This window comes from Bradyrhizobium guangdongense (assembly GCF_006483445.1).
Lineage (GTDB): Bacteria > Pseudomonadota > Alphaproteobacteria > Rhizobiales > Xanthobacteraceae > Bradyrhizobium > Bradyrhizobium guangdongense_A.
In genome coordinates, this window is sequence record NZ_PPPT01000021.1 from 110793 (window position 1) to 129246 (window position 18454).

An 18454-nucleotide genomic window follows, 5' to 3' on the forward strand; every position below is an offset into this window, starting at 1 on the left:
GCCGGGCATCGGCGCCTTCGCCCCGATGTGAGGGCAGGGCGCCCCGCAAAGTGATTTTCGAATTTGCTGCCGGCCTCGACCGGCACGCGAGGAGAAGACGATGAACCAAGAAATTATGAATCTTTTTAACCCGACGACGCCGGCTCAGGTCTTCGACCAGATCCGGATCTCGATCGCGTCTCCAGAGAAGATTCTGTCCTGGTCCTACGGCGAGATCAAGAAGCCGGAGACCATCAACTACCGTACCTTCAAGCCCGAGCGCGACGGCCTGTTCTGCGCCCGCATCTTCGGGCCGATCAAGGACTACGAGTGCTTGTGCGGCAAGTACAAGCGCATGAAGTACAAGGGCATCATCTGCGAGAAGTGCTCGGTCGAGGTCACGCTGTCGCGCGTCCGGCGCGAGCGCATGGGCCATATCGAGCTCGCAGCGCCCGTCGCCCACATCTGGTTCCTGAAGTCGCTGCCGTCGCGCATCGGCTTGCTGCTCGACATGACGCTGAAGGATCTCGAGCGGATCCTCTATTTCGAATATTACGTCGTGCTGGAGCCGGGCCTCACCGCGCTGAAGGACCGTCAGCTGCTGTCGGAAGACGAGTACCTGAAGGCGCAGGACGAGTACGGCCAGGATTCCTTCACCGCCATGATCGGCGCGGAAGCGATCCGCGAGCTGCTCAAGGGCATGGACCTTGAGAAGCTCGAGGTGACGCTGCGTGCCGAGATGGCCGACACCGACTCGGACATCAAGCACAAGAAGCTCGCCAAGCGCCTGAAGATCGTCGAGGCATTCCGCCACTCCGGCAACAAGCCGGAATGGATGATCCTGACCGTCGTTCCCGTGATCCCGCCGGATCTGCGTCCGCTGGTGCCGCTGGACGGCGGCCGCTTCGCGACGTCGGACCTCAACGACCTCTACCGCCGCGTCATCAACCGCAACAACCGCTTGAAGCGGCTGATGGAGCTGCGCGCGCCGGACATCATCATCCGCAACGAGAAGCGCATGCTTCAGGAAGCGGTCGATGCTCTGTTCGACAACGGCCGCCGCGGCCGCGTCATCACCGGCGCCAACAAGCGTCCGCTGAAGTCGCTCGCCGACATGCTGAAGGGCAAGCAGGGCCGGTTCCGTCAGAACCTGCTCGGCAAGCGCGTCGACTATTCCGGCCGTTCGGTGATCGTGGTCGGTCCCGAGCTGCGCCTGCATCAGTGCGGCCTGCCGAAGAAGATGGCGCTCGAGCTGTTCAAGCCGTTCATCTATTCGCGGCTCGACGCCAAGGGTCTGTCCACCACGGTGAAGCAGGCCAAGAAGCTGGTCGAGAAGGAGCGGCCCGAGGTCTGGGACATCCTGGACGAGGTCATCCGCGAGCATCCGGTGCTGCTCAACCGCGCGCCGACGCTGCATCGCCTCGGCATCCAGGCGTTCGAGCCGGTGCTGATCGAGGGCAAGGCGATCCAGCTTCACCCGCTGGTCTGCTCGGCGTTCAACGCCGACTTCGACGGCGACCAGATGGCCGTGCACGTTCCGCTGTCGCTCGAAGCGCAGTTGGAAGCGCGCGTCCTGATGATGTCGACCAACAACATCCTGCATCCGGCGAACGGCCAGCCGATCATCGTGCCGTCGCAGGACATCGTGCTGGGTCTCTACTACGTCTCGATCATGCGCGAAGGCCTGCCCGGCGAGGGCAAGGTGTTCGGCGACATGGCCGAGCTCGAGCACGCCCTGCATGCGAAGGTCATCCACCTCCACACCAAGATCAAGTACCGGTGGGAAGGCATGGACGAGGCCGGCAAGATCTCCAAGCGCTGGATCGAGACCACCGCCGGTCGCGTCATGCTCGGCAACCTGCTGCCGCGCAACCCGCGCATCTCGTACGAGATCATCAACAAGCTGATGACCAAGCGCGAGATCTCGGGCGTCATCGACCAGGTCTACCGTCACTGCGGTCAGAAGGAGACCGTGATCTTCTGCGACCGCATCATGGCGCTCGGCTTCTACAACGCGTTCAAGGCCGGCATCTCGTTCGGCAAGGACGACATGGTCGTGCCGCACGGCAAGTGGAAGATCGTCGACAGCACCCGTACGCTGGCGAAGGATTTCGAGCAGCAGTACAATGACGGCCTGATCACCCATGGCGAGAAGTACAACAAGGTCGTCGACGCCTGGTCGAAGGCCACGGAAGAAATCGCCAAGGCGATGATGAAGGAGATCTCCGCCACCAAGAAGACGGCGAGCGGAGCCGATGCCGACATCAACTCGATCTACATGATGGCCCACTCCGGTGCCCGCGGTTCGCCGGCCCAGATGCGCCAGCTCGCCGGCATGCGCGGCCTGATGGCCAAGCCGTCGGGTGAGATCATCGAGACGCCGATCATCTCGAACTTCAAGGAAGGCCTCTCGGTTCTCGAGTACTTCAACTCGACCCACGGCGCCCGCAAGGGTCTCGCGGACACCGCGTTGAAGACCGCGAACTCGGGCTACCTGACCCGTCGTCTGGTCGACGTCGCGCAGGACTGCATCATCACGCAGTCCGACTGCGGCACCAAGCTCGGCATCAAGATGCGCGCCATCGTCGATGCCGGCACCGTGGTCGCTTCGCTCGGTTCGCGCATCCTCGGACGCACGGCCTGCGAAGACGTCAAGGACGCCTCGGGCAAGGTGATCATCAAGCGCGACACGCTGATGGAGGAAAGCCATCTGGACGCCATCCAGCAGGGTGGTGTGCAGGAGGTGAAGATCCGCTCGGCGCTGACCTGCGAGCTCGTCAACGGCATCTGCGGCAAGTGCTACGGCCGCGACCTCGCCCGCGGCACGCCGGTCAACCACGGCGAAGCGGTCGGCGTCATCGCGGCGCAGTCGATCGGCGAGCCGGGCACCCAGCTCACCATGCGCACCTTCCACATCGGTGGCGCGGCGCAGCTCAACGAGCAGTCTTTCGTCGAAGCCAACTTCGACGGCAAGATCGTGATCAGGAACAAGGCCATCGCCCGCAACAGCGAAGGTCACCTGATCGCGATGGTGCGCAACATGGTGGTGGCGATCGTCGATGCCGACGGCACCGAGCGTGCGACGCACCGCGTCCAGTACGGCTCGCGCCTGCACGTCGACGAGGGCGACAACGTCAAGCGCGGCCAGCGCATCGTCGAGTGGGATCCCTACACCCGTCCGCTCCTCACTGAAGTCGAAGGTACGATCGGCTTCGAGGATCTGGTCGAGGGGCAGTCGATCTCGGAAACGCTCGACGAGGCGACCGGTATCGCCAAGCGCGTGGTCATCGACTGGCGCTCGACCCGTGGTGGCGCGGATTTGCGTCCGGCCATCGTGGTCAAGGGCAAGGACGGCAAGGTGCTCAAGCTCGCCCGTGGCGGCGATGCCCGCTACATGCTGTCGGTCGACGCCATTCTCTCGGTCGACGTCGGAGCCAAGGTCAATCCGGGCGACATTCTCGCCCGTGTCTCGACCGAAAGCGCCAAGACGCGTGACATCACCGGCGGTCTGCCGCGGGTGGCGGAACTGTTCGAGGCCCGGCGTCCGAAGGATGCGGCGATCATCGCCGAAATCGCGGGCACCATCCGGTTCGGACGCGACTACAAGAACAAGCGTCGCATCTCGATCGAGCCGATGGACAAGACCGACGAGCCGCGCGAGTACCTGATCCCGAAGGGCAAGCACATCCACCTTCAGGACGGCGACGTCGTCGAAAAGGGCGACTTCATCGTGGAAGGCAACCCTGCACCGCACGACATCCTTGCGGTCAAGGGCATCGAGGAGCTCGCAGCCTACCTGGTCAACGAAATCCAGGAGGTCTACCGGCTGCAGGGCGTGCTCATCAACGACAAGCACATCGAGGTGATTGTCCGTCAGATGCTCCAGAAGGTGGAAATCACCGACCAGGGCGAGACCGACATGATCTCCGGCGAGCAGGTCGACAAGATCGAGTTCGACCAGCTCAACGAGAAGGCGAAGGAAGAGGGCAAGAAGCCCGCCACGGGAACGCCGGTTCTGCTCGGCATCACCAAGGCGAGCCTGCAGACCCGCTCCTTCTTCTCGGCGGCCTCGTTCCAGGAGACCACCCGCGTCCTCACGGAAGCGGCGGTCAACGGCAAGGTCGACCCGCTCGAAGGCCTCAAGGAGAACGTCATCGTCGGCCGGCTGATCCCGGCGGGCACCGGCGCCTCCATGGCCAAGATCCGCGAAGTCGCCGTGAAGCGCGACAAGATGATCCTCGACGAGCGCGAGAAGCAGGCCTCCATCGTCTCGCCGGCGCCGGAAGCGGAACCGGTGGCGCTGCCGCCTGCGGAATAATAGCTCCTCCGTACGATTACCGAGGACGACGAAAAGGCCGGCTCACGCCGGCCTTTTTGCTGCTTTCTTTGCTTGTTGCAGTGCAGGGACGCCTTTCGTTCATCTTCCCTTCAGCCTGAAAAGCGCTTTTGCTAAGACGGCTTAGACCGGAGGTCCCGAGCAGGGGGCGGCCGGAGACCACGGAACTCACATGCTTGATCTCGCAATCGTAGGCGGCGGCCCCGGCGGGCTGATGAGCGCCTGGTATCTGAAGCGCAAGCTCGGCGATCTCTGCCGCGTCACCATCTACGAAGCGTCCGATCGCCTCGGCGGCAAGATCGTCACGCGCAAATTCGATTCCGCGCCCGCGATGTACGAGGCCGGCGTCGCGGAGATCTACGACTACTCGATGACGGGCCCGGACCCGCTGCGCGAGCTGATCCAGCACTTCGGGCTGCAGACCATTCCGATGGATGCCGAGCAGGTGCAGTTCGGCGGCGAGCTCTTGAACGACGTGCCGGGCATGCGCCGCAAATACGGCGCCAAGACTGCGGCCGCGATCGAAGCCTTCCGCAAGCGCTGCTCCGACCTGATGTCGCCGGTTGAATATTACGAAGGCGTCGGCGCGCACGACAACGAGCACCCCTGGGCGCACAAGACCGCCGAGCAGGTGCTCGACGAGGAGGTCGACGACGCAACCGCAAAGCGCTTCTTCAAGGTGATGGCGCGCTCCGACATCGCGACCGAGAGCCACAACACCAACGGCCTCAACGCGCTGAAGAACTATCTGATGGATCTCGACGGCTATATCGGCCTCTATTCCATCCAGAACGGCAATGAGCAGTTGATCGAGTGCCTGCAGTCCGAGGTCAACGCCGACATCCAGCTCAATCATCGCGTGCTCGCCGTCGGCAAGGCCGAGACCGGCCGCTACCAGCTCAAGATGATGAACGGGAAGGGACCGGAGACGCGCGACTTCGACCTCGTGCTGGTTTGCCTGCCGCATTCCTGGCTGCACACGATGGGCTGGGAAGGCGAACAGCTCCGCAAGTCGATGGTCAAGCACGTCTCTTATTTCGACCGTCCCGCGCATTACCTGCGGGTCTCGATCCTGTTCGACGAGCCGTTCTGGGGCGACAGGATTCCCGGCGCCTGGTTCATGTCGGAGGCCTTTGGCGGTTGCTGCGTCTACAACGAAGGTGCGCGCCACGACGTCGGTAGGCACGGCGTGCTGAACTGGCTCATTCCGGGTTCGGACGCGCTGGCCTTCGCCAACCTCTCGGATCAGGAGCTGATCGATGCGGCCCTGAAATCGCTGCCGGCCTCGCTCGGCGATGCCCGCGCGCATTTCATGGAAGGCAAGATCCACCGCTGGCTGTCCTCGGTGAATGCGATCCCGGGCGGTTTGCCCGTGCGCGACGTCATGACCAATCACCGGCCGGAGCCGAAGGAGCATCCCGGCATCGTGCTGGTCGGCGACTATCTGTTCGATTCGACGCTGAACGGTCTGCTGGACTCCTCGGATGCGGCGACCGACATCATCCTCACCGAGATGATGCGGCTGCGCCGTGCGCGCAGCCAGGGCGAGAAGCCGCTGTCGGACAAGATCGACCGCGACTATTTCGAGAACTATCGCGGCGTCGGTCCCTATAGCGAGGCGTGGCGCCAGTTCACCGACCCCGATTATCTCACCAAGCTGATCGGCATCGTCTGGGGCAAGGCGAAGGGCGCAAAACTCCTGGTCGCGGGCTCCGCGAGCGGCGAGCTGGTCGGCGCGCTACGCGAGCGCGGCATCGATGCCTGGGGGATCGAGAACAACCGCGCCATCCACGCAAAGACGCCGAAGGCGCTGAAGAAGTACAACAAGCTCGGTTCGATCACCGACATGCCGTTCAAGGACGACGCGTTCGACTTCGTGTTCGAAACCAGCCTCTGCCACGTCACGGAGAAGCAGGTGGCGCGCGCGATCCGCGAGCTCAACCGCGTGGTCAAGACCGGCCTGGTGTTCGGCTCGGTGACATCGGACATGGCGCCTGCGCTGATCGACCGCTACGACCTCCTGCGCGGCGTCAAGAAGCTCGGCACCTGGTGGGAGTGGTCGGAGCTGTTCTTCGGCAACGGGTTCGACCTGTCGATGCACCGCAACGATTGCACCGATGCGCTCTGGACGGCGACGCTGTCCGCCAACAAGGGCCCGGGCCAATGGTACGCCGACGCCGACTCCTTGCGTTATTCGTTCTTCGACAAGGTCGCGGACGAGGACGACGACTAGCCGCGGTCCGGGAAGAAACGTGCATTCGCCAATTGTTTTGCCGAATTCATTTTGATCGCATAGAATCGGTGCCATAGCGGTTTCCCGCTTTCCCCTCGATCTCTCTGCGGTCATGCCGGCCGTCAGCATCGGTTGGTTTCATGGCGCCCAGATCTCCCTCGTCGGACAAAGAGAAGCCCGCTGTCGCGGAAGCGGCGGCCGAGCTCGAGGACAAGCTCGCCCCCAAGCAGGCCGAGGCTGAGGACGACGAAGACGATGGCGAGGACGATGAGGACGAGCTAGCGGAGCTCGAGGATGACGATGAGGACGAAGACCTCGTCGTCTTTACCGCCCGCGAGGCCGCCGGCGCGCTCTCGACCATCGTCAGCTTCGTCCGGCCTTATCTCGGCAACTACAAGCGCATGCTCTCCTTCGTGGCGTTCGGCGTCATGATCGAGACGTTGTTCAACGTCATCATGCCGCTGAGCCTGAAATTCCTGATCGACGACGCGCTCGGTGAGGAGGACTTCCAGGCGCTCTACAAGATCCTCGCCGTGCTGGCGGTGGCCGGCATCTTCACATCGATCGTCGCGGTCTGGTACGAGCGCTGGGATGCGCGGCTCGCCGCCTGCCTGATCTCCGATATCCGCAAGCGGCTGTTCGAGCACGTCCAGGACCTGCCGGCTTCCTATTTCCAGCGCACGAAGCGCGGCGAGATCCTGTCGCGCTTCTCGGTCGATCTCTCCGCCGTCGAAGGCTCGATCAAGACCTTTGCCAACAGCGCGGCGTTGCCGTTCCTGGAGCTGATCGCCGGCATCATCCTGATGGTATTTTTGAACTGGCAACTCGCCGCGGTGGCGCTGCTGGTGTTTCCGATTACCCTGATCGGCCCGCGCATCCTCACCCCGAAAGCGGTGCAGGCCAATTACGAGCAGAAGCTGAACGAAGCCGCGCTGCTCGGCATGGTGCAGGAGAATGTCGGCGCGCAGGCGGTGATCAAGGCTTTCAGCCTGCAGCGCAGGATGTTCGGCTTCTTCACCTTCCGCAACAACGAGACCCGCAACAAGATCGCGTCAGCGACCTTCCTGTCCACCATGGTGGAGCGGACGGTCACGATCTCGGTGCTGTTGCTGCACCTCGTGGTGCTCGCGATCGGCGCGTATCTGGCGACCAAGGGCCAGATCACGATCGGTACCTTCGTGACCTTCGAGAGCGCGTTCTGGGAGGTGTCCTACAACATCGCCCATGTGATGCACTTCATCCCGGTGTCGATCTCGTCGGCCGCCGCCGTGCGCCACATCCAGGACCTCCTGGACGAGCCGACCCGCGGCGCCGATCGCGCCGGCGCGCCGGACCTGCCGCGCATCACCAACGACATCACCTTCGACCGCGTCACGTTCCAGTACGAAGGCAGCCAGACGCCGGTGCTGGACAATCTCAGCCTCAAGCTGAATGTCGGCAAGAGCATCGCGATCGTGGGCCCCAGCGGCTCGGGCAAGAGCACGCTGCTCAACCTGATCCTGCGGCTCTACGTGCCGGATGACGGCCGCCTCACCATCGACGGCGTCGACATCCGCAAGGTCACGCTGACCTCGCTGCGGCAGAGCATGGCCGTGGTGTTCCAGGAAAACATGCTGTTCAACATGTCGATCCGCGAGAACATCCGCCTCGGCAAGGAGGGCGCCACCGACGCGGAGGTGGAGGAGGCGGCGAAGAAGGCCGAGATCCACCGCTACATCATGAGCCTGCCGCAGAAATACGACACGCCGGTCGGCGAGCGCGGCGACACCTTGTCGGGTGGCCAGCGCCAGCGCATCGCGATCGCGCGCGCGATCATTCGCAACCCGTCGGTGCTGCTCCTGGACGAGGCGACCTCGGCGCTGGACCAGACCACGGAAGCCGCCATCAATCGCACGCTGCTCAAGGTCGCCAAGGGCCGCACCATGATCTGGTCGACGCACCGCCTGACCTCGGTGGTCGAGATGGACGAGATCATCGTGATCTCGGGCGGCCGTGCCATCGAGCGCGGGTCGCATGCCGAGCTGCTGGCCAAGAACGGCGTCTATCGCAAGCTGTGGGACGATCAGCTCCACAAGCCGCACGGCAGTGCGCGTCAGGTCGATGACGACGACAGCGACGACGATGATGACGAGGACGACGATGAGGAGTGACCGAGGAAGTTCGGCTCAATGTGAAACTGCCGTCCCAGGCGCCGTAGCGCGCCTTGCGCGAACCAGGCCATGAAGCGCGCCCAACGCTGCGCCGTCCAATAGGGGCTCGCGGACGTCGAGACCTCGCGGAAATCAAAGGCCTTTGCCGCGGACCAGGCGTCGCAGTCGCGCTTGACCGGATCGTCGTAGAAAGCGGCGATCTTGGCTGCCTCCATGCCGTCGCTCGCAAGCCAGGCCGGAATGTGGACGTTGCAGAGCCGCTCGACGTCGGTGAACACCTTGTCGGTGCCGGTGCCCGCGACGGGGCAGGAGGTCGCGAAGGCGTCGCCGACCAGCACGATTCCTGCCTGACGCATCGCGCTGTGCCGGTAGAGATCGACCGGCCGGATTTTGACCTCGCCCGAGACGTCGAATGCGCCGGTGATGCGTTTCAGCCGCGGCAAGGCCGCGTTCAGCGTCGTGACCGGCGCCCGGCGCAGCTCCCGCAGCCAGGGATCGTCGAAGGCGCGGTAGACGAACAGATTGGCGCGCATGCGCGGCCCGATCGGAAACAGCGAGATGTAGGGGATGCGATCGCTCGGCCGCTCCGAGAAGTAGGTCAGGGCGGGGAAGTCGAACGAGGGACGTCCGACCGGCACCAGGTCGAAGCCGACCGAGATCGAATGTCCGGCACTGATGATGTCGCGCTGCAGGCCGAGCTGGTGGCGCAGGCCGACGTTCAGCCCGTTGGCGAGCACGACCAGCCGCGCGGACACGGTCTCGTCGTTGGAGAGGGTGATCCTCTGGCGGTCGACACTGGTCGACACCGACAGCGCCTTGGCGCAGATCGTCTCAACCGCTGCAGGAATTTCGCCGCGGATCGCATTGACCAGGCTGTGATAATGGAAACCGAACTGCTGGCTCGGCGATTTGTCGAGGAGACGGCCGAAGCGCGCGATCCAGTTCTCGCCGACGAAGGTCGTGTGCCGCAGCGCCGATTCGGCGATTCCGGTGCGCCGGAAGCGTTCGAGCTGCTCGCCGCCGCTGATTTTTTCGACCCGGAAGTCGGGCGGATAGTCGCGGTGAGGGTCGATCAGGATGGCCGAAATGCCGGCCCGGCCGAGCATTGCGGCGGCGGTCGAGCCGGCCAGGCCCCCGCCGATGATCGCAATGTCGGTATACCGCATGGGTATTTCTCCGCGAGAAACGCCATCACTGCGCACGAACAGGAAAAAAAGCCTTAGCGTCGGTTATAAAAGTACATTTTATCCGGGTATAATATGTTTTGGGCTGGCGGAGCCGGGGCACAGCACCCATATCGGGCATGCGCGGTCAGGGCGCCAAACAAGCGAATTCTACAGGCGCGATAAGCGCTTTCGCGCAGTTGTTTCGCCTTGACTTGACCGATTCCCACTTATAGAAAGCGCCTCACTTAACGACAGGCGGTGAGTGTCGCCAACGTCGGAACGGAGCACCCGTTAGGTCCCTTAGGACCGCCTCGCGGGCACCAACCTCGACGAATGCCGCTCAAACGCTGTCGATGATAGCTAGGCAATGCCAGGACGATATTAGTTCTCTTGAGCACGTCCTCATGAGATCGAACTCGGATGCATGACCTCGGTATGCGACCGCCGGCTTAACCGCCGAACGGCCGAAACATCGCGGTCCTCTGTGGCGTCGAAGCGCTTTCTGCTCAGTGACGAGCGGATGGCGCGATTTCGCTTTGCGCGGATCGTTTCGCGCAGCGCGGACCCCCTCGGACGGGTCGTCCGGAGAAGAATTTGCGGGCCCGATGACGGTTCGCGGCAAGAAAGCGGACCCGGAAGGGGCCGTGCAGAAAAAGGGTAAGGCCAGGATGCCGACGATCAACCAGCTGATCGCACAACCGCGGGAAGTGCAGAAGTCGCGCAAGAAGGTGCCGGCGCTGCAGCAGTCGCCGCAGAAGCGCGGCGTTTGCACGCGCGTCTACACCACGACGCCGAAGAAGCCGAACTCGGCGCTTCGTAAGGTTGCCAAGGTCCGCCTGACCAACGGCTTCGAGGTCATCGGCTACATCCCCGGTGAGGGCCATAACCTCCAGGAGCACTCGGTGGTCATGATCCGCGGCGGCCGCGTCAAGGACTTGCCCGGCGTGCGCTACCACATCCTCCGCGGCGTTCTGGATACCCAGGGCGTCAAGAACCGTAAGCAGCGTCGTTCGAAGTACGGCGCGAAGCGTCCGAAGTAAGCGGGAACCTCTTCCATGTCTCGTCGCCATTCTGCCGAAAAGCGTGAAGTGAACCCGGACCCGAAGTTCGGGAACATCATCATCACGAAGTTCATGAATTCGATCATGTACGACGGCAAGAAGTCTGCCGCCGAAAGCATCGTCTACGGTGCGCTCGCCATGATCGAGACCAAGACCAAGCAGGGCCCGCTGCCGGTGTTCGAGCAGGCGCTGGAAAACGTCATGCCGACCATCGAAGTGCGTTCGCGCCGCGTCGGCGGCGCCACCTACCAGGTGCCGGTGGAAGTGCGTTCCGTTCGCCGTCAGGCGCTCGGCATTCGCTGGATCATCGCTGCTGCACGTGAACGTAACGAAAAGACGATGATGGAGCGGCTTTCCGCCGAGCTCCTGGACGCATCGAACAACCGCGGGAACGCCGTCAAGAAGCGCGAAGACGTGCACCGGATGGCGGAAGCCAACCGCGCCTTCTCGCACTATCGCTGGTAACGGCGACCAACGGACTAAGGAACAATCCATGCCTCGCGTTCATGCCATAGAGAACTACCGCAACTTCGGTATCATGGCGCATATCGACGCCGGTAAGACCACGACCACCGAGCGCATCCTCTATTACACCGGCAAGAGCCACAAGATCGGCGAAGTGCACGAAGGTGCCGCGACGATGGACTGGATGGAGCAGGAGCAGGAGCGTGGCATCACGATCACCTCCGCTGCGACCACCGCGTTCTGGAACGGCAAGCGCCTGAACATCATCGACACGCCCGGCCACGTCGACTTCACCATCGAAGTCGAGCGTTCGCTCCGCGTGCTCGACGGCGCCGTGTGCGTGCTCGATAGCAACCAGGGCGTCGAGCCGCAGACCGAGACCGTCTGGCGCCAGGGCGACAAGTACAAGGTTCCGCGTATCGTCTTCGCCAACAAGATGGATAAGACGGGCGCCGACTTCTACAAGTGCCTCGATGATATCGTCGATCGCCTCGGCGCCAAGCCGATCGCGATCCAGCTTCCGATCGGCGCCGAGAATAATTTCAAGGGCCTGGTCGATCTCGTCCGCATGAAGGGCGTGGTCTGGGAAGACGAGGCACTCGGTGCCAATTTCAAGGACATCGACATTCCCGCGGACCTCGCCGACAAGGCGAAGGAATACCGCGAGAAGATGCTGGAAGCCGCCGTCGAGCTCGACGACGACGCGCTTGCCGCCTATCTCGATGGCAAGGAGCCCGACGAGGCGACGCTGAAGCGGCTGATCCGCAAGGCGGTGCTGACCGGCGCCTTCTATCCCGTGCTGTGCGGCTCGGCCTTCAAGAACAAGGGCGTGCAGCCGCTGCTCGACGCCGTCGTCGATTACCTGCCGTCGCCGGTCGACGTGCCCGCGATCAAGGGCGTCGACGATAAGGGCAACGAAGTCGTCCGCAAGGCCGACGACAAGGAGCCGCTGGCTCTGCTCGCGTTCAAGATCATGGACGACCCGTTCGTCGGCACCATCACCTTCTGCCGCATCTATTCGGGCGTGCTGATGAGCGGTACCGGCGTGGTCAACTCGACCCGCGAGAAGAAAGAACGTATCGGCCGCATGCTGCTGATGCATGCGAACAACCGCGAAGACATCAAGGAAGCCTATGCCGGCGACATCGTCGCGCTGGCCGGCCTGAAGGAAGCGCGCACCGGCGACACGCTGTGCGATCCCGACAAGCCGGTCATCCTCGAGAAGATGGAATTCCCCGAGCCGGTCATCGAGATCGCGATCGAGCCGAAGTCGAAGGCCGACCAGGAGAAGCTGGGCGTGGCGCTGGCGAAGCTCGCCGCGGAGGATCCGTCCTTCCGCGTCTCGACCGACCAGGAGTCCGGCCAGACCATCCTCAAGGGCATGGGCGAACTCCACCTCGACATCAAGGTCGACATCCTCCGTCGTACCTACAAGGTCGATGCCAACATCGGCGCGCCGCAGGTGGCGTTCCGTGAGCGCGTCACCAAGAGGGCCGAGGTCAAGTACACCCACAAGAAGCAGACCGGCGGTACCGGTCAGTTCGCCGAAGTGTCGATCGTGGTCGAGCCGAACGAGCCCGGCAAGGGCTATGAGTTCGAGTCCAAGATCGTCGGTGGTGCGGTTCCGAAGGAATACATCCCCGGCGTCGAAAAGGGCCTCAACAGCGTCATGGGCGCGGGCGTGGTCGCGGGCTTCCCCGTGGTCGACGTCAAGGTTCAGCTCGTCGACGGCAAGTACCACGACGTCGACTCGTCGGCACTGGCCTTCGAAATTGCATCGCGCGCGGCGTTCCGCGAAGCGCTGCAGAAGGGCAAGTCCGTCCTGCTCGAGCCGATCATGAAGGTCGAAGTGGTGACCCCGGAAGACTACACCGGCTCGGTCATCGGCGACCTGAATTCCCGGCGCGGTCAGATCCAGGGTCAGGACATGCGCGGCAACGCCAACGTCATCAACGCGATGGTGCCGCTCATGAACATGTTCGGTTACGTGAACAACCTGCGCTCGATGAGCCAGGGTCGCGCGACCTTCACCATGCAGTTCGACCACTACGCAGAAGCGCCGGCAAACGTGTCGGCAGAAGTCCAGAAGAAGTTTGCCTGATTATCGTCGGTCCTAAGCTGACGATTGAACGGAGAGTCAAATGGCCAAAGCAAAGTTTGAACGTAACAAACCGCACTGCAACATCGGCACCATCGGTCACGTCGACCATGGCAAGACGTCGCTGACCGCGGCGATCACCAAGGTTCTCGCCGAAGCCGGCGGTGCGACGTTCACCGCGTACGACCAGATCGACAAGGCGCCGGAAGAGAAGGCGCGCGGCATCACGATCTCGACCGCGCACGTCGAGTACGAGACGCCGAACCGTCACTACGCCCACGTCGACTGCCCCGGCCACGCCGACTACGTCAAGAACATGATCACCGGCGCTGCCCAGATGGACGGCGCGATCCTGGTCGTGTCGGCCGCTGACGGCCCGATGCCGCAGACCCGCGAGCACATCCTGCTCGCCCGCCAGGTTGGCGTGCCCGCGCTCGTCGTGTTCCTCAACAAGTGCGACATGGTCGACGATCCGGAACTGCTCGAGCTCGTCGAGCTCGAAGTCCGCGAGCTGCTCTCCAAGTACGAATTCCCGGGCGACAAGATCCCGATCATCAAGGGTTCGGCGCTCGCCGCTCTCGAAGATTCGGACAAGAAGCTCGGCCACGACGCCATCCTCGAGCTGATGAAGAACGTCGACGAGTACATCCCGCAGCCGGAGCGTCCGATCGACCAGCCGTTCCTGATGCCGGTTGAAGACGTGTTCTCGATCTCGGGCCGCGGCACCGTCGTGACCGGCCGTGTCGAGCGCGGCATCGTCAAGGTCGGCGAGGAAATCGAGATCGTCGGTCTGCGTGCGACCCAGAAGACCACCGTTACCGGCGTCGAAATGTTCCGCAAGCTGCTCGATCAGGGCCAGGCCGGCGACAACATCGGTGCGCTGCTCCGCGGCACCAAGCGCGAGGAAGTCGAGCGCGGCCAGGTGCTCTGCAAGCCGGGTTCGGTCAAGCCGCACACCAAGTTCAAGGCCGAGGCTTACATCCTCACCAAGGAAGAGGGCGGTCGCCACACCCCGTTCTTCACCAACTACCGTCCGCAGTTCTACTTCCGCACCACCGACGTGACCGGTGTCGTGCACCTGCCGGAAGGCACCGAGATGGTGATGCCGGGCGACAACATCGCGATGGAAGTGCACCTGATCGTGCCGATCGCGATGGAAGAGAAGCTCCGCTTCGCGATCCGCGAAGGCGGCCGCACCGTCGGCGCCGGCGTCGTCGCCTCGATCATCGAGTAATTACGCGAATTGAAGATTGGCGAGTGGCGAATGGTGACATTCGCTATTCGCTGCTCGCCACTCTGCTCAAAGAAAGACCACGGCAATGAACGGCCAAAACATTCGCATCCGTCTCAAGGCGTTCGACCATCGTATCCTCGATACGTCGACCCGCGAGATCGTGAACACGGCGAAGCGCACCGGCGCCCAGGTTCGCGGACCCATTCCGCTGCCGACCCGCATCGAGAAGTTCACCGTCAACCGTTCGCCCCACGTCGACAAGAAGAGCCGCGAACAGTTCGAGATGCGCACCCACAAGCGCCTGCTCGACATCGTCGATCCGACCCCGCAGACCGTCGATGCTTTGATGAAGCTCGACCTGGCCGCCGGTGTCGACGTCGAGATCAAGCTCTAAAATTTTTGGATCCCGTTCGCGCAAGCGGACAGAAAGAACAGGAAGCAAGCCGATGCGCTCCGGAGTGATCGCACAAAAGGTCGGGATGACGCGGGTCTTCACGGAGGCCGGCGAACATATCCCCGTGACCGTGCTGAAGCTCGGCAATTGCCAGGTCGTAGGCCACCGCACCGAAGAGAAGAACGGCTATGTCGCGCTGCAGCTCGGCGCCGGCACCCGCAAGACCGTGTATCTGCCCAAGGCAGAGCGCGGCCAGTTCGCGGTCGCCAAGGTCGAGCCGAAGCGGCAGGTCGAGGAATTCCGCGTCACCGCCGATCAGATGATCCCGGTCGGCGCCGAGATCCAGGCCGACCACTTCGTCGTCGGCCAGTTCGTCGACGTCACCGGCACCTCGGTCGGTAAGGGCTTCGCCGGCGGCATGAAGCGCTGGAACTTCGGCGGTCTGCGCGCCACGCACGGTGTGTCGGTGTCGCACCGCTCGATCGGTTCGACCGGCGGCCGTCAGGATCCCGGCAAGACCTGGAAGAACAAGAAGATGCCCGGCCACATGGGTGTCGATCGCATCACCACGCTCAACCTTCGCGTCGTCCAGACCGATGTCGCGCGTGGCCTGATCCTCGTCGAAGGCGCCGTTCCCGGCTCCAAGGGCGGCTGGATCCGCGTGCGCGACGCCGTCAAGAAGCCGTTGCCGAAGGAAGCTCCGAAGCCCGGCAAGTTCAAGGTTGCCGGCGAAGCGGACGCCGCTCCGGCCGCGCAGGAGGCGTGAGATGGAATTGAAGGTCACGACCCTCGAGGGCAAGGAAGCAGGCTCCGTCCAGCTCTCCGACGCCATTTTCGGCCTGGAGCCGCGCGAGGACATCATCGCGCGTTGCGTGAAGTGGCAGCTCGACAAGCGTCAGGCTGGTACCCACAAGGCCAAGGGCCGCGCCGAGATCTGGCGCACCGGCAAGAAGATGTACAAGCAGAAGGGCACCGGCGGTGCTCGTCACGGCTCGGCCCGCGTGCCGCAGTTCCGCGGCGGCGGCCGTGCCTTCGGTCCGGTGGTGCGTTCGCACGCCTCCGACCTGCCGAAGAAGGTCCGCGCGCTTGCGCTCAAGCATGCGCTCTCGGCCAAGGCCAAGGACGGCGATCTCCTCGTGATCGACAAGGCCGCGCTGGAAGCCGCCAAGACCAAGGCGCTGCTCGGTCACTTCGCCAGCCTCGGGCTCACCAACGCGCTGATCATCGACGGCGCCGAGCTCAACAACGGTTTTGCCTCGGCCGCCCGCAACATCCCGAACATGGATGTGCTGCCGATCCAGGGCATCAACGTCTATGACATCCTGCGCCGTCAGAAGCTCGTTCTGACCAAGGCCGCCATCGATGCGCTGGAGGCGCGCTTCAAATGACGAAGAACATCGAGCCTCGCCACTACGACGTGATCGTCGCGCCGGTCGTGACCGAAAAGGCGACGATCGCCTCCGAGCACAACAAGGTCCTGTTCAAGGTGGCCGCCAAGGCGACCAAGCCGCAGATCAAGGAAGCGATCGAGAAGCTGTTCGACGTCAAGGTCAAGAGCGTCAACACGCTCGTCCGCAAGGGCAAGACCAAGGTCTTCCGCGGCAATCTCGGCTCGCAGTCGAACACCAAGCGCGCGATCGTGACCCTCGAAGAGGGCCACCGCATCGACGTTACCACCGGTCTGTAAGGTCGCACGACGATGGCACTGAAGACATTCAATCCCACGACGCCGGGCCAGCGCCAGCTGGTCATGGTCGATCGTTCGGCCCTCTACAAGGGCAAGCCGGTCAAGGCGCTCACCGAGGGCAAGCAGTCCAAGGGTGGTCGCAACAACACCGGTCGCATCACCGTGCGCTTCCGCGGCGGCGGCCACAAGCAGGCCTACCGCACCGTCGACTTCAAGCGCGACAGGATCGATGCGCCCGCGACCGTCGAGCGGCTGGAATACGATCCGAACCGCACCGCGTTCATCGCGCTGATCAAGTACCAGGACGGCACGCTCGCCTACATCCTGGCGCCGCAGCGCCTGGCCGTCGGCGACACCGTGGTTGCCGGCAACTATGTCGACGTGAAGCCGGGCAACGTCATGCCGCTCGGCAACATGCCGGTCGGTACGATCATCCACAACATCGAGGTCAAGATCGGGAAGGGCGGCCAGCTCGCCCGTTCGGCCGGCACCTACGCCCAGCTCGTCGGTCGCGATCAGGACTACGTCATCATCCGCCTCAACTCGGGTGAGCAGCGCCTGGTGCACGGCCGTTGCCGCGGTACCATCGGTGCGGTGTCGAACCCGGACCACATGAACACCTCGATCGGCAAGGCCGGTCGCACGCGTTGGATGGGCCGTCGCCCGCACAACCGCGGTGTTGCGATGAACCCGATCGACCATCCGCACGGCGGTGGTGAAGGTCGTACCTCGGGCGGCCGCCACCCGGTTACCCCGTGGGGCAAGCCGACCAAGGGCAAGAAGACCCGCACCAACAAGTCGACCAACAAATTCATTCTCCTAAGCCGCCACAAGCGGAAGAAGTAAGGAACGGCGGACATGGTTCGTTCAGTCTGGAAAGGCCCGTTCGTCGAGGGCTCGCTGCTCAAGAAGGCCGATGCCGCGCGTGCGTCCGGCCGTCACGACGTCATCAAGATCTGGAGCCGTCGCTCGACCATCCTGCCGCAGTTCGTCGGCCTGACGTTCGGCGTCTACAACGGCCAGAAGCACGTGCCGGTGAACGTCAACGAGGAAATGGTCGGTCACAAGTTCGGCGAGTTTTCGCCGACCCGGACCTTCCATGGTCACTCGGGCGACAAGAAAGCCAAGAAGGCTTGAGGATTGAACGATGAGCAAACCTAAGCGCGAGCGTAGCCTCGCCGACAACGAGGCCAAGGCGGTCGCCCGGATGCTGCGGGTGAGCCCGCAGAAGCTCAATCTGGTCGCCCAGCTCATTCGCGGCCGGAAGGCGTCTGCGGCTCTCGCCGACCTGCAGTTTTCGCGCAAGCGGATCGCGGTCGACGTGAAGAAGTGCCTGGAATCGGCTATCGCCAACGCCGAGAACAACCACGACCTCGACGTCGACGATCTCGTCGTGGCGCAGGCCTTCGTGGGCAACGGTCTCGTCATGAAGCGCTTCGCCGCGCGCGGCCGCGGCCGCTCGGGCCGTGTCTACAAACCATTTTCGCAACTGACGATCATTGTTCGTCAGGTCGAAGCCGAAGCGGCCGCGTAAGGGCGCAGGAGAATACGATGGGTCAAAAGATCAATCCGATCGGTCTGCGTCTCGGCATCAACCGGACCTGGGATTCCCGCTGGTTCGCGGGCAAGCAGGAATACGGCAAGCTGCTGC

General features: G+C 63.4%; 15 protein-coding genes and 1 pseudogene. 15 read left to right on the plus strand and 1 reads right to left on the minus strand.

From position 1 onward, the window contains the following. Positions 1-100: 100 nt before the first annotated feature. From rpoC to C2U70_RS03705, 3 genes are all read left to right on the plus strand, one after another. The gene (rpoC, locus tag C2U70_RS03695; protein WP_140976504.1) at positions 101-4297 is read left to right on the plus strand and encodes a DNA-directed RNA polymerase subunit beta'; all 4197 of its coding nucleotides are present in this window, start codon (positions 101-103) and stop codon (positions 4295-4297) included. Between the two features lie 190 nt (positions 4298-4487). After that, positions 4488-6548 (plus strand): FAD-dependent oxidoreductase, encoded by a 2061-nt coding sequence (locus C2U70_RS03700; RefSeq protein ID WP_140976505.1) that lies wholly within the window; start codon positions 4488-4490, stop codon positions 6546-6548. 140 nt (positions 6549-6688) lie between these two features. Next, complete coding sequence (locus tag C2U70_RS03705; protein ID WP_140976506.1) at positions 6689-8698, plus strand: ABC transporter ATP-binding protein; 2010 nt, start codon at positions 6689-6691, stop codon at positions 8696-8698. Here the strand turns inward: C2U70_RS03705 and C2U70_RS03710 are convergent. Beyond that, complete coding sequence (locus C2U70_RS03710; protein ID WP_140976507.1) at positions 8641-9864, minus strand: FAD-dependent oxidoreductase; 1224 nt, start codon at positions 9862-9864, stop codon at positions 8641-8643. The two genes, C2U70_RS03705 and C2U70_RS03710, sit on opposite strands and share 58 nt — an antisense overlap. Positions 9865-10532: 668 nt before the next feature. Between C2U70_RS03710 and rpsL the strand changes: the two genes are divergently transcribed. The 12 genes and pseudogenes from rpsL to C2U70_RS03770 form a co-directional block, all read left to right on the plus strand. Then, on the plus strand, positions 10533-10904 hold the full coding sequence (gene rpsL, locus C2U70_RS03715) for a 30S ribosomal protein S12 (protein WP_007603006.1): 372 nt from the start codon (positions 10533-10535) through the stop codon (positions 10902-10904). A gap of 15 nt (positions 10905-10919) precedes the next feature. Next, on the plus strand, positions 10920-11390 hold the full coding sequence (gene rpsG, locus C2U70_RS03720) for a 30S ribosomal protein S7 (RefSeq protein ID WP_140976508.1): 471 nt from the start codon (positions 10920-10922) through the stop codon (positions 11388-11390). 28 nt (positions 11391-11418) lie between these two features. After that, a complete protein-coding gene (fusA, locus tag C2U70_RS03725) occupies positions 11419-13491 on the plus strand; it encodes an elongation factor G (RefSeq protein WP_140976509.1) in 2073 nt (690 codons plus the stop codon). 40 nt (positions 13492-13531) lie between these two features. Continuing rightward, a complete protein-coding gene (gene tuf, locus C2U70_RS03730; RefSeq protein ID WP_140976510.1) occupies positions 13532-14722 on the plus strand; it encodes an elongation factor Tu in 1191 nt (396 codons plus the stop codon). An 85-nt stretch (positions 14723-14807) separates the two neighbouring features. Further along, entirely contained in the window at positions 14808-15116 is a 309-nt protein-coding gene (rpsJ, locus tag C2U70_RS03735; RefSeq protein WP_002712302.1) for a 30S ribosomal protein S10, read from the plus strand. 52 nt (positions 15117-15168) lie between these two features. Beyond that, complete coding sequence (gene rplC / locus C2U70_RS03740) at positions 15169-15882, plus strand: 50S ribosomal protein L3 (protein ID WP_140976511.1); 714 nt, start codon at positions 15169-15171, stop codon at positions 15880-15882. Position 15883: 1 nt separating this feature from the next. Further along, a complete protein-coding gene (gene rplD, locus C2U70_RS03745; protein WP_140976512.1) occupies positions 15884-16504 on the plus strand; it encodes a 50S ribosomal protein L4 in 621 nt (206 codons plus the stop codon). Next, positions 16501-16803, plus strand: a complete 303-nt coding sequence (locus tag C2U70_RS03750; protein ID WP_140976513.1) for a 50S ribosomal protein L23 — start codon at positions 16501-16503, stop codon at positions 16801-16803. Before rplD ends, C2U70_RS03750 begins: the two co-directional genes overlap by 4 nt. A gap of 12 nt (positions 16804-16815) precedes the next feature. After that, positions 16816-17649, plus strand: coding sequence for a 50S ribosomal protein L2 (gene rplB / locus C2U70_RS03755; RefSeq protein WP_140976514.1), 834 nt, complete (start codon positions 16816-16818; stop codon positions 17647-17649). Positions 17650-17661: 12 nt separating this feature from the next. Next, the gene (rpsS, locus tag C2U70_RS03760; protein ID WP_140976515.1) at positions 17662-17940 is read left to right on the plus strand and encodes a 30S ribosomal protein S19; all 279 of its coding nucleotides are present in this window, start codon (positions 17662-17664) and stop codon (positions 17938-17940) included. 10 nt (positions 17941-17950) lie between these two features. After that, complete coding sequence (rplV, locus tag C2U70_RS03765; RefSeq protein WP_008549264.1) at positions 17951-18337, plus strand: 50S ribosomal protein L22; 387 nt, start codon at positions 17951-17953, stop codon at positions 18335-18337. 17 nt (positions 18338-18354) lie between these two features. Next, positions 18355-18454: pseudogene (locus C2U70_RS03770) on the plus strand (30S ribosomal protein S3); the annotation flags it as partial.

Coding starts and splice junctions, on each gene's coding strand:
- C2U70_RS03700 (WP_140976505.1), top strand. CDS start 4,488: ATGCTTGATCTCGCAATCGTAGGCGGCGGCCCCGGCGGGCTGATGAGC.
- rplC (WP_140976511.1), top strand. CDS start 15,169: ATGCGCTCCGGAGTGATCGCACAAAAGGTCGGGATGACGCGGGTCTTC.
- rplD (WP_140976512.1), top strand. CDS start 15,884: ATGGAATTGAAGGTCACGACCCTCGAGGGCAAGGAAGCAGGCTCCGTC.
- rplV (WP_008549264.1), top strand. CDS start 17,951: ATGAGCAAACCTAAGCGCGAGCGTAGCCTCGCCGACAACGAGGCCAAG.
- fusA (WP_140976509.1), top strand. CDS start 11,419: ATGCCTCGCGTTCATGCCATAGAGAACTACCGCAACTTCGGTATCATG.
- rplB (WP_140976514.1), top strand. CDS start 16,816: ATGGCACTGAAGACATTCAATCCCACGACGCCGGGCCAGCGCCAGCTG.
- C2U70_RS03710 (WP_140976507.1), bottom strand. CDS start 9,864: ATGCGGTATACCGACATTGCGATCATCGGCGGGGGCCTGGCCGGCTCG.
- C2U70_RS03750 (WP_140976513.1), top strand. CDS start 16,501: ATGACGAAGAACATCGAGCCTCGCCACTACGACGTGATCGTCGCGCCG.
- rpoC (WP_140976504.1), top strand. CDS start 101: ATGAACCAAGAAATTATGAATCTTTTTAACCCGACGACGCCGGCTCAG.
- rpsG (WP_140976508.1), top strand. CDS start 10,920: ATGTCTCGTCGCCATTCTGCCGAAAAGCGTGAAGTGAACCCGGACCCG.
- rpsJ (WP_002712302.1), top strand. CDS start 14,808: ATGAACGGCCAAAACATTCGCATCCGTCTCAAGGCGTTCGACCATCGT.
- rpsL (WP_007603006.1), top strand. CDS start 10,533: ATGCCGACGATCAACCAGCTGATCGCACAACCGCGGGAAGTGCAGAAG.
- tuf (WP_140976510.1), top strand. CDS start 13,532: ATGGCCAAAGCAAAGTTTGAACGTAACAAACCGCACTGCAACATCGGC.
- rpsS (WP_140976515.1), top strand. CDS start 17,662: ATGGTTCGTTCAGTCTGGAAAGGCCCGTTCGTCGAGGGCTCGCTGCTC.
- C2U70_RS03705 (WP_140976506.1), top strand. CDS start 6,689: ATGGCGCCCAGATCTCCCTCGTCGGACAAAGAGAAGCCCGCTGTCGCG.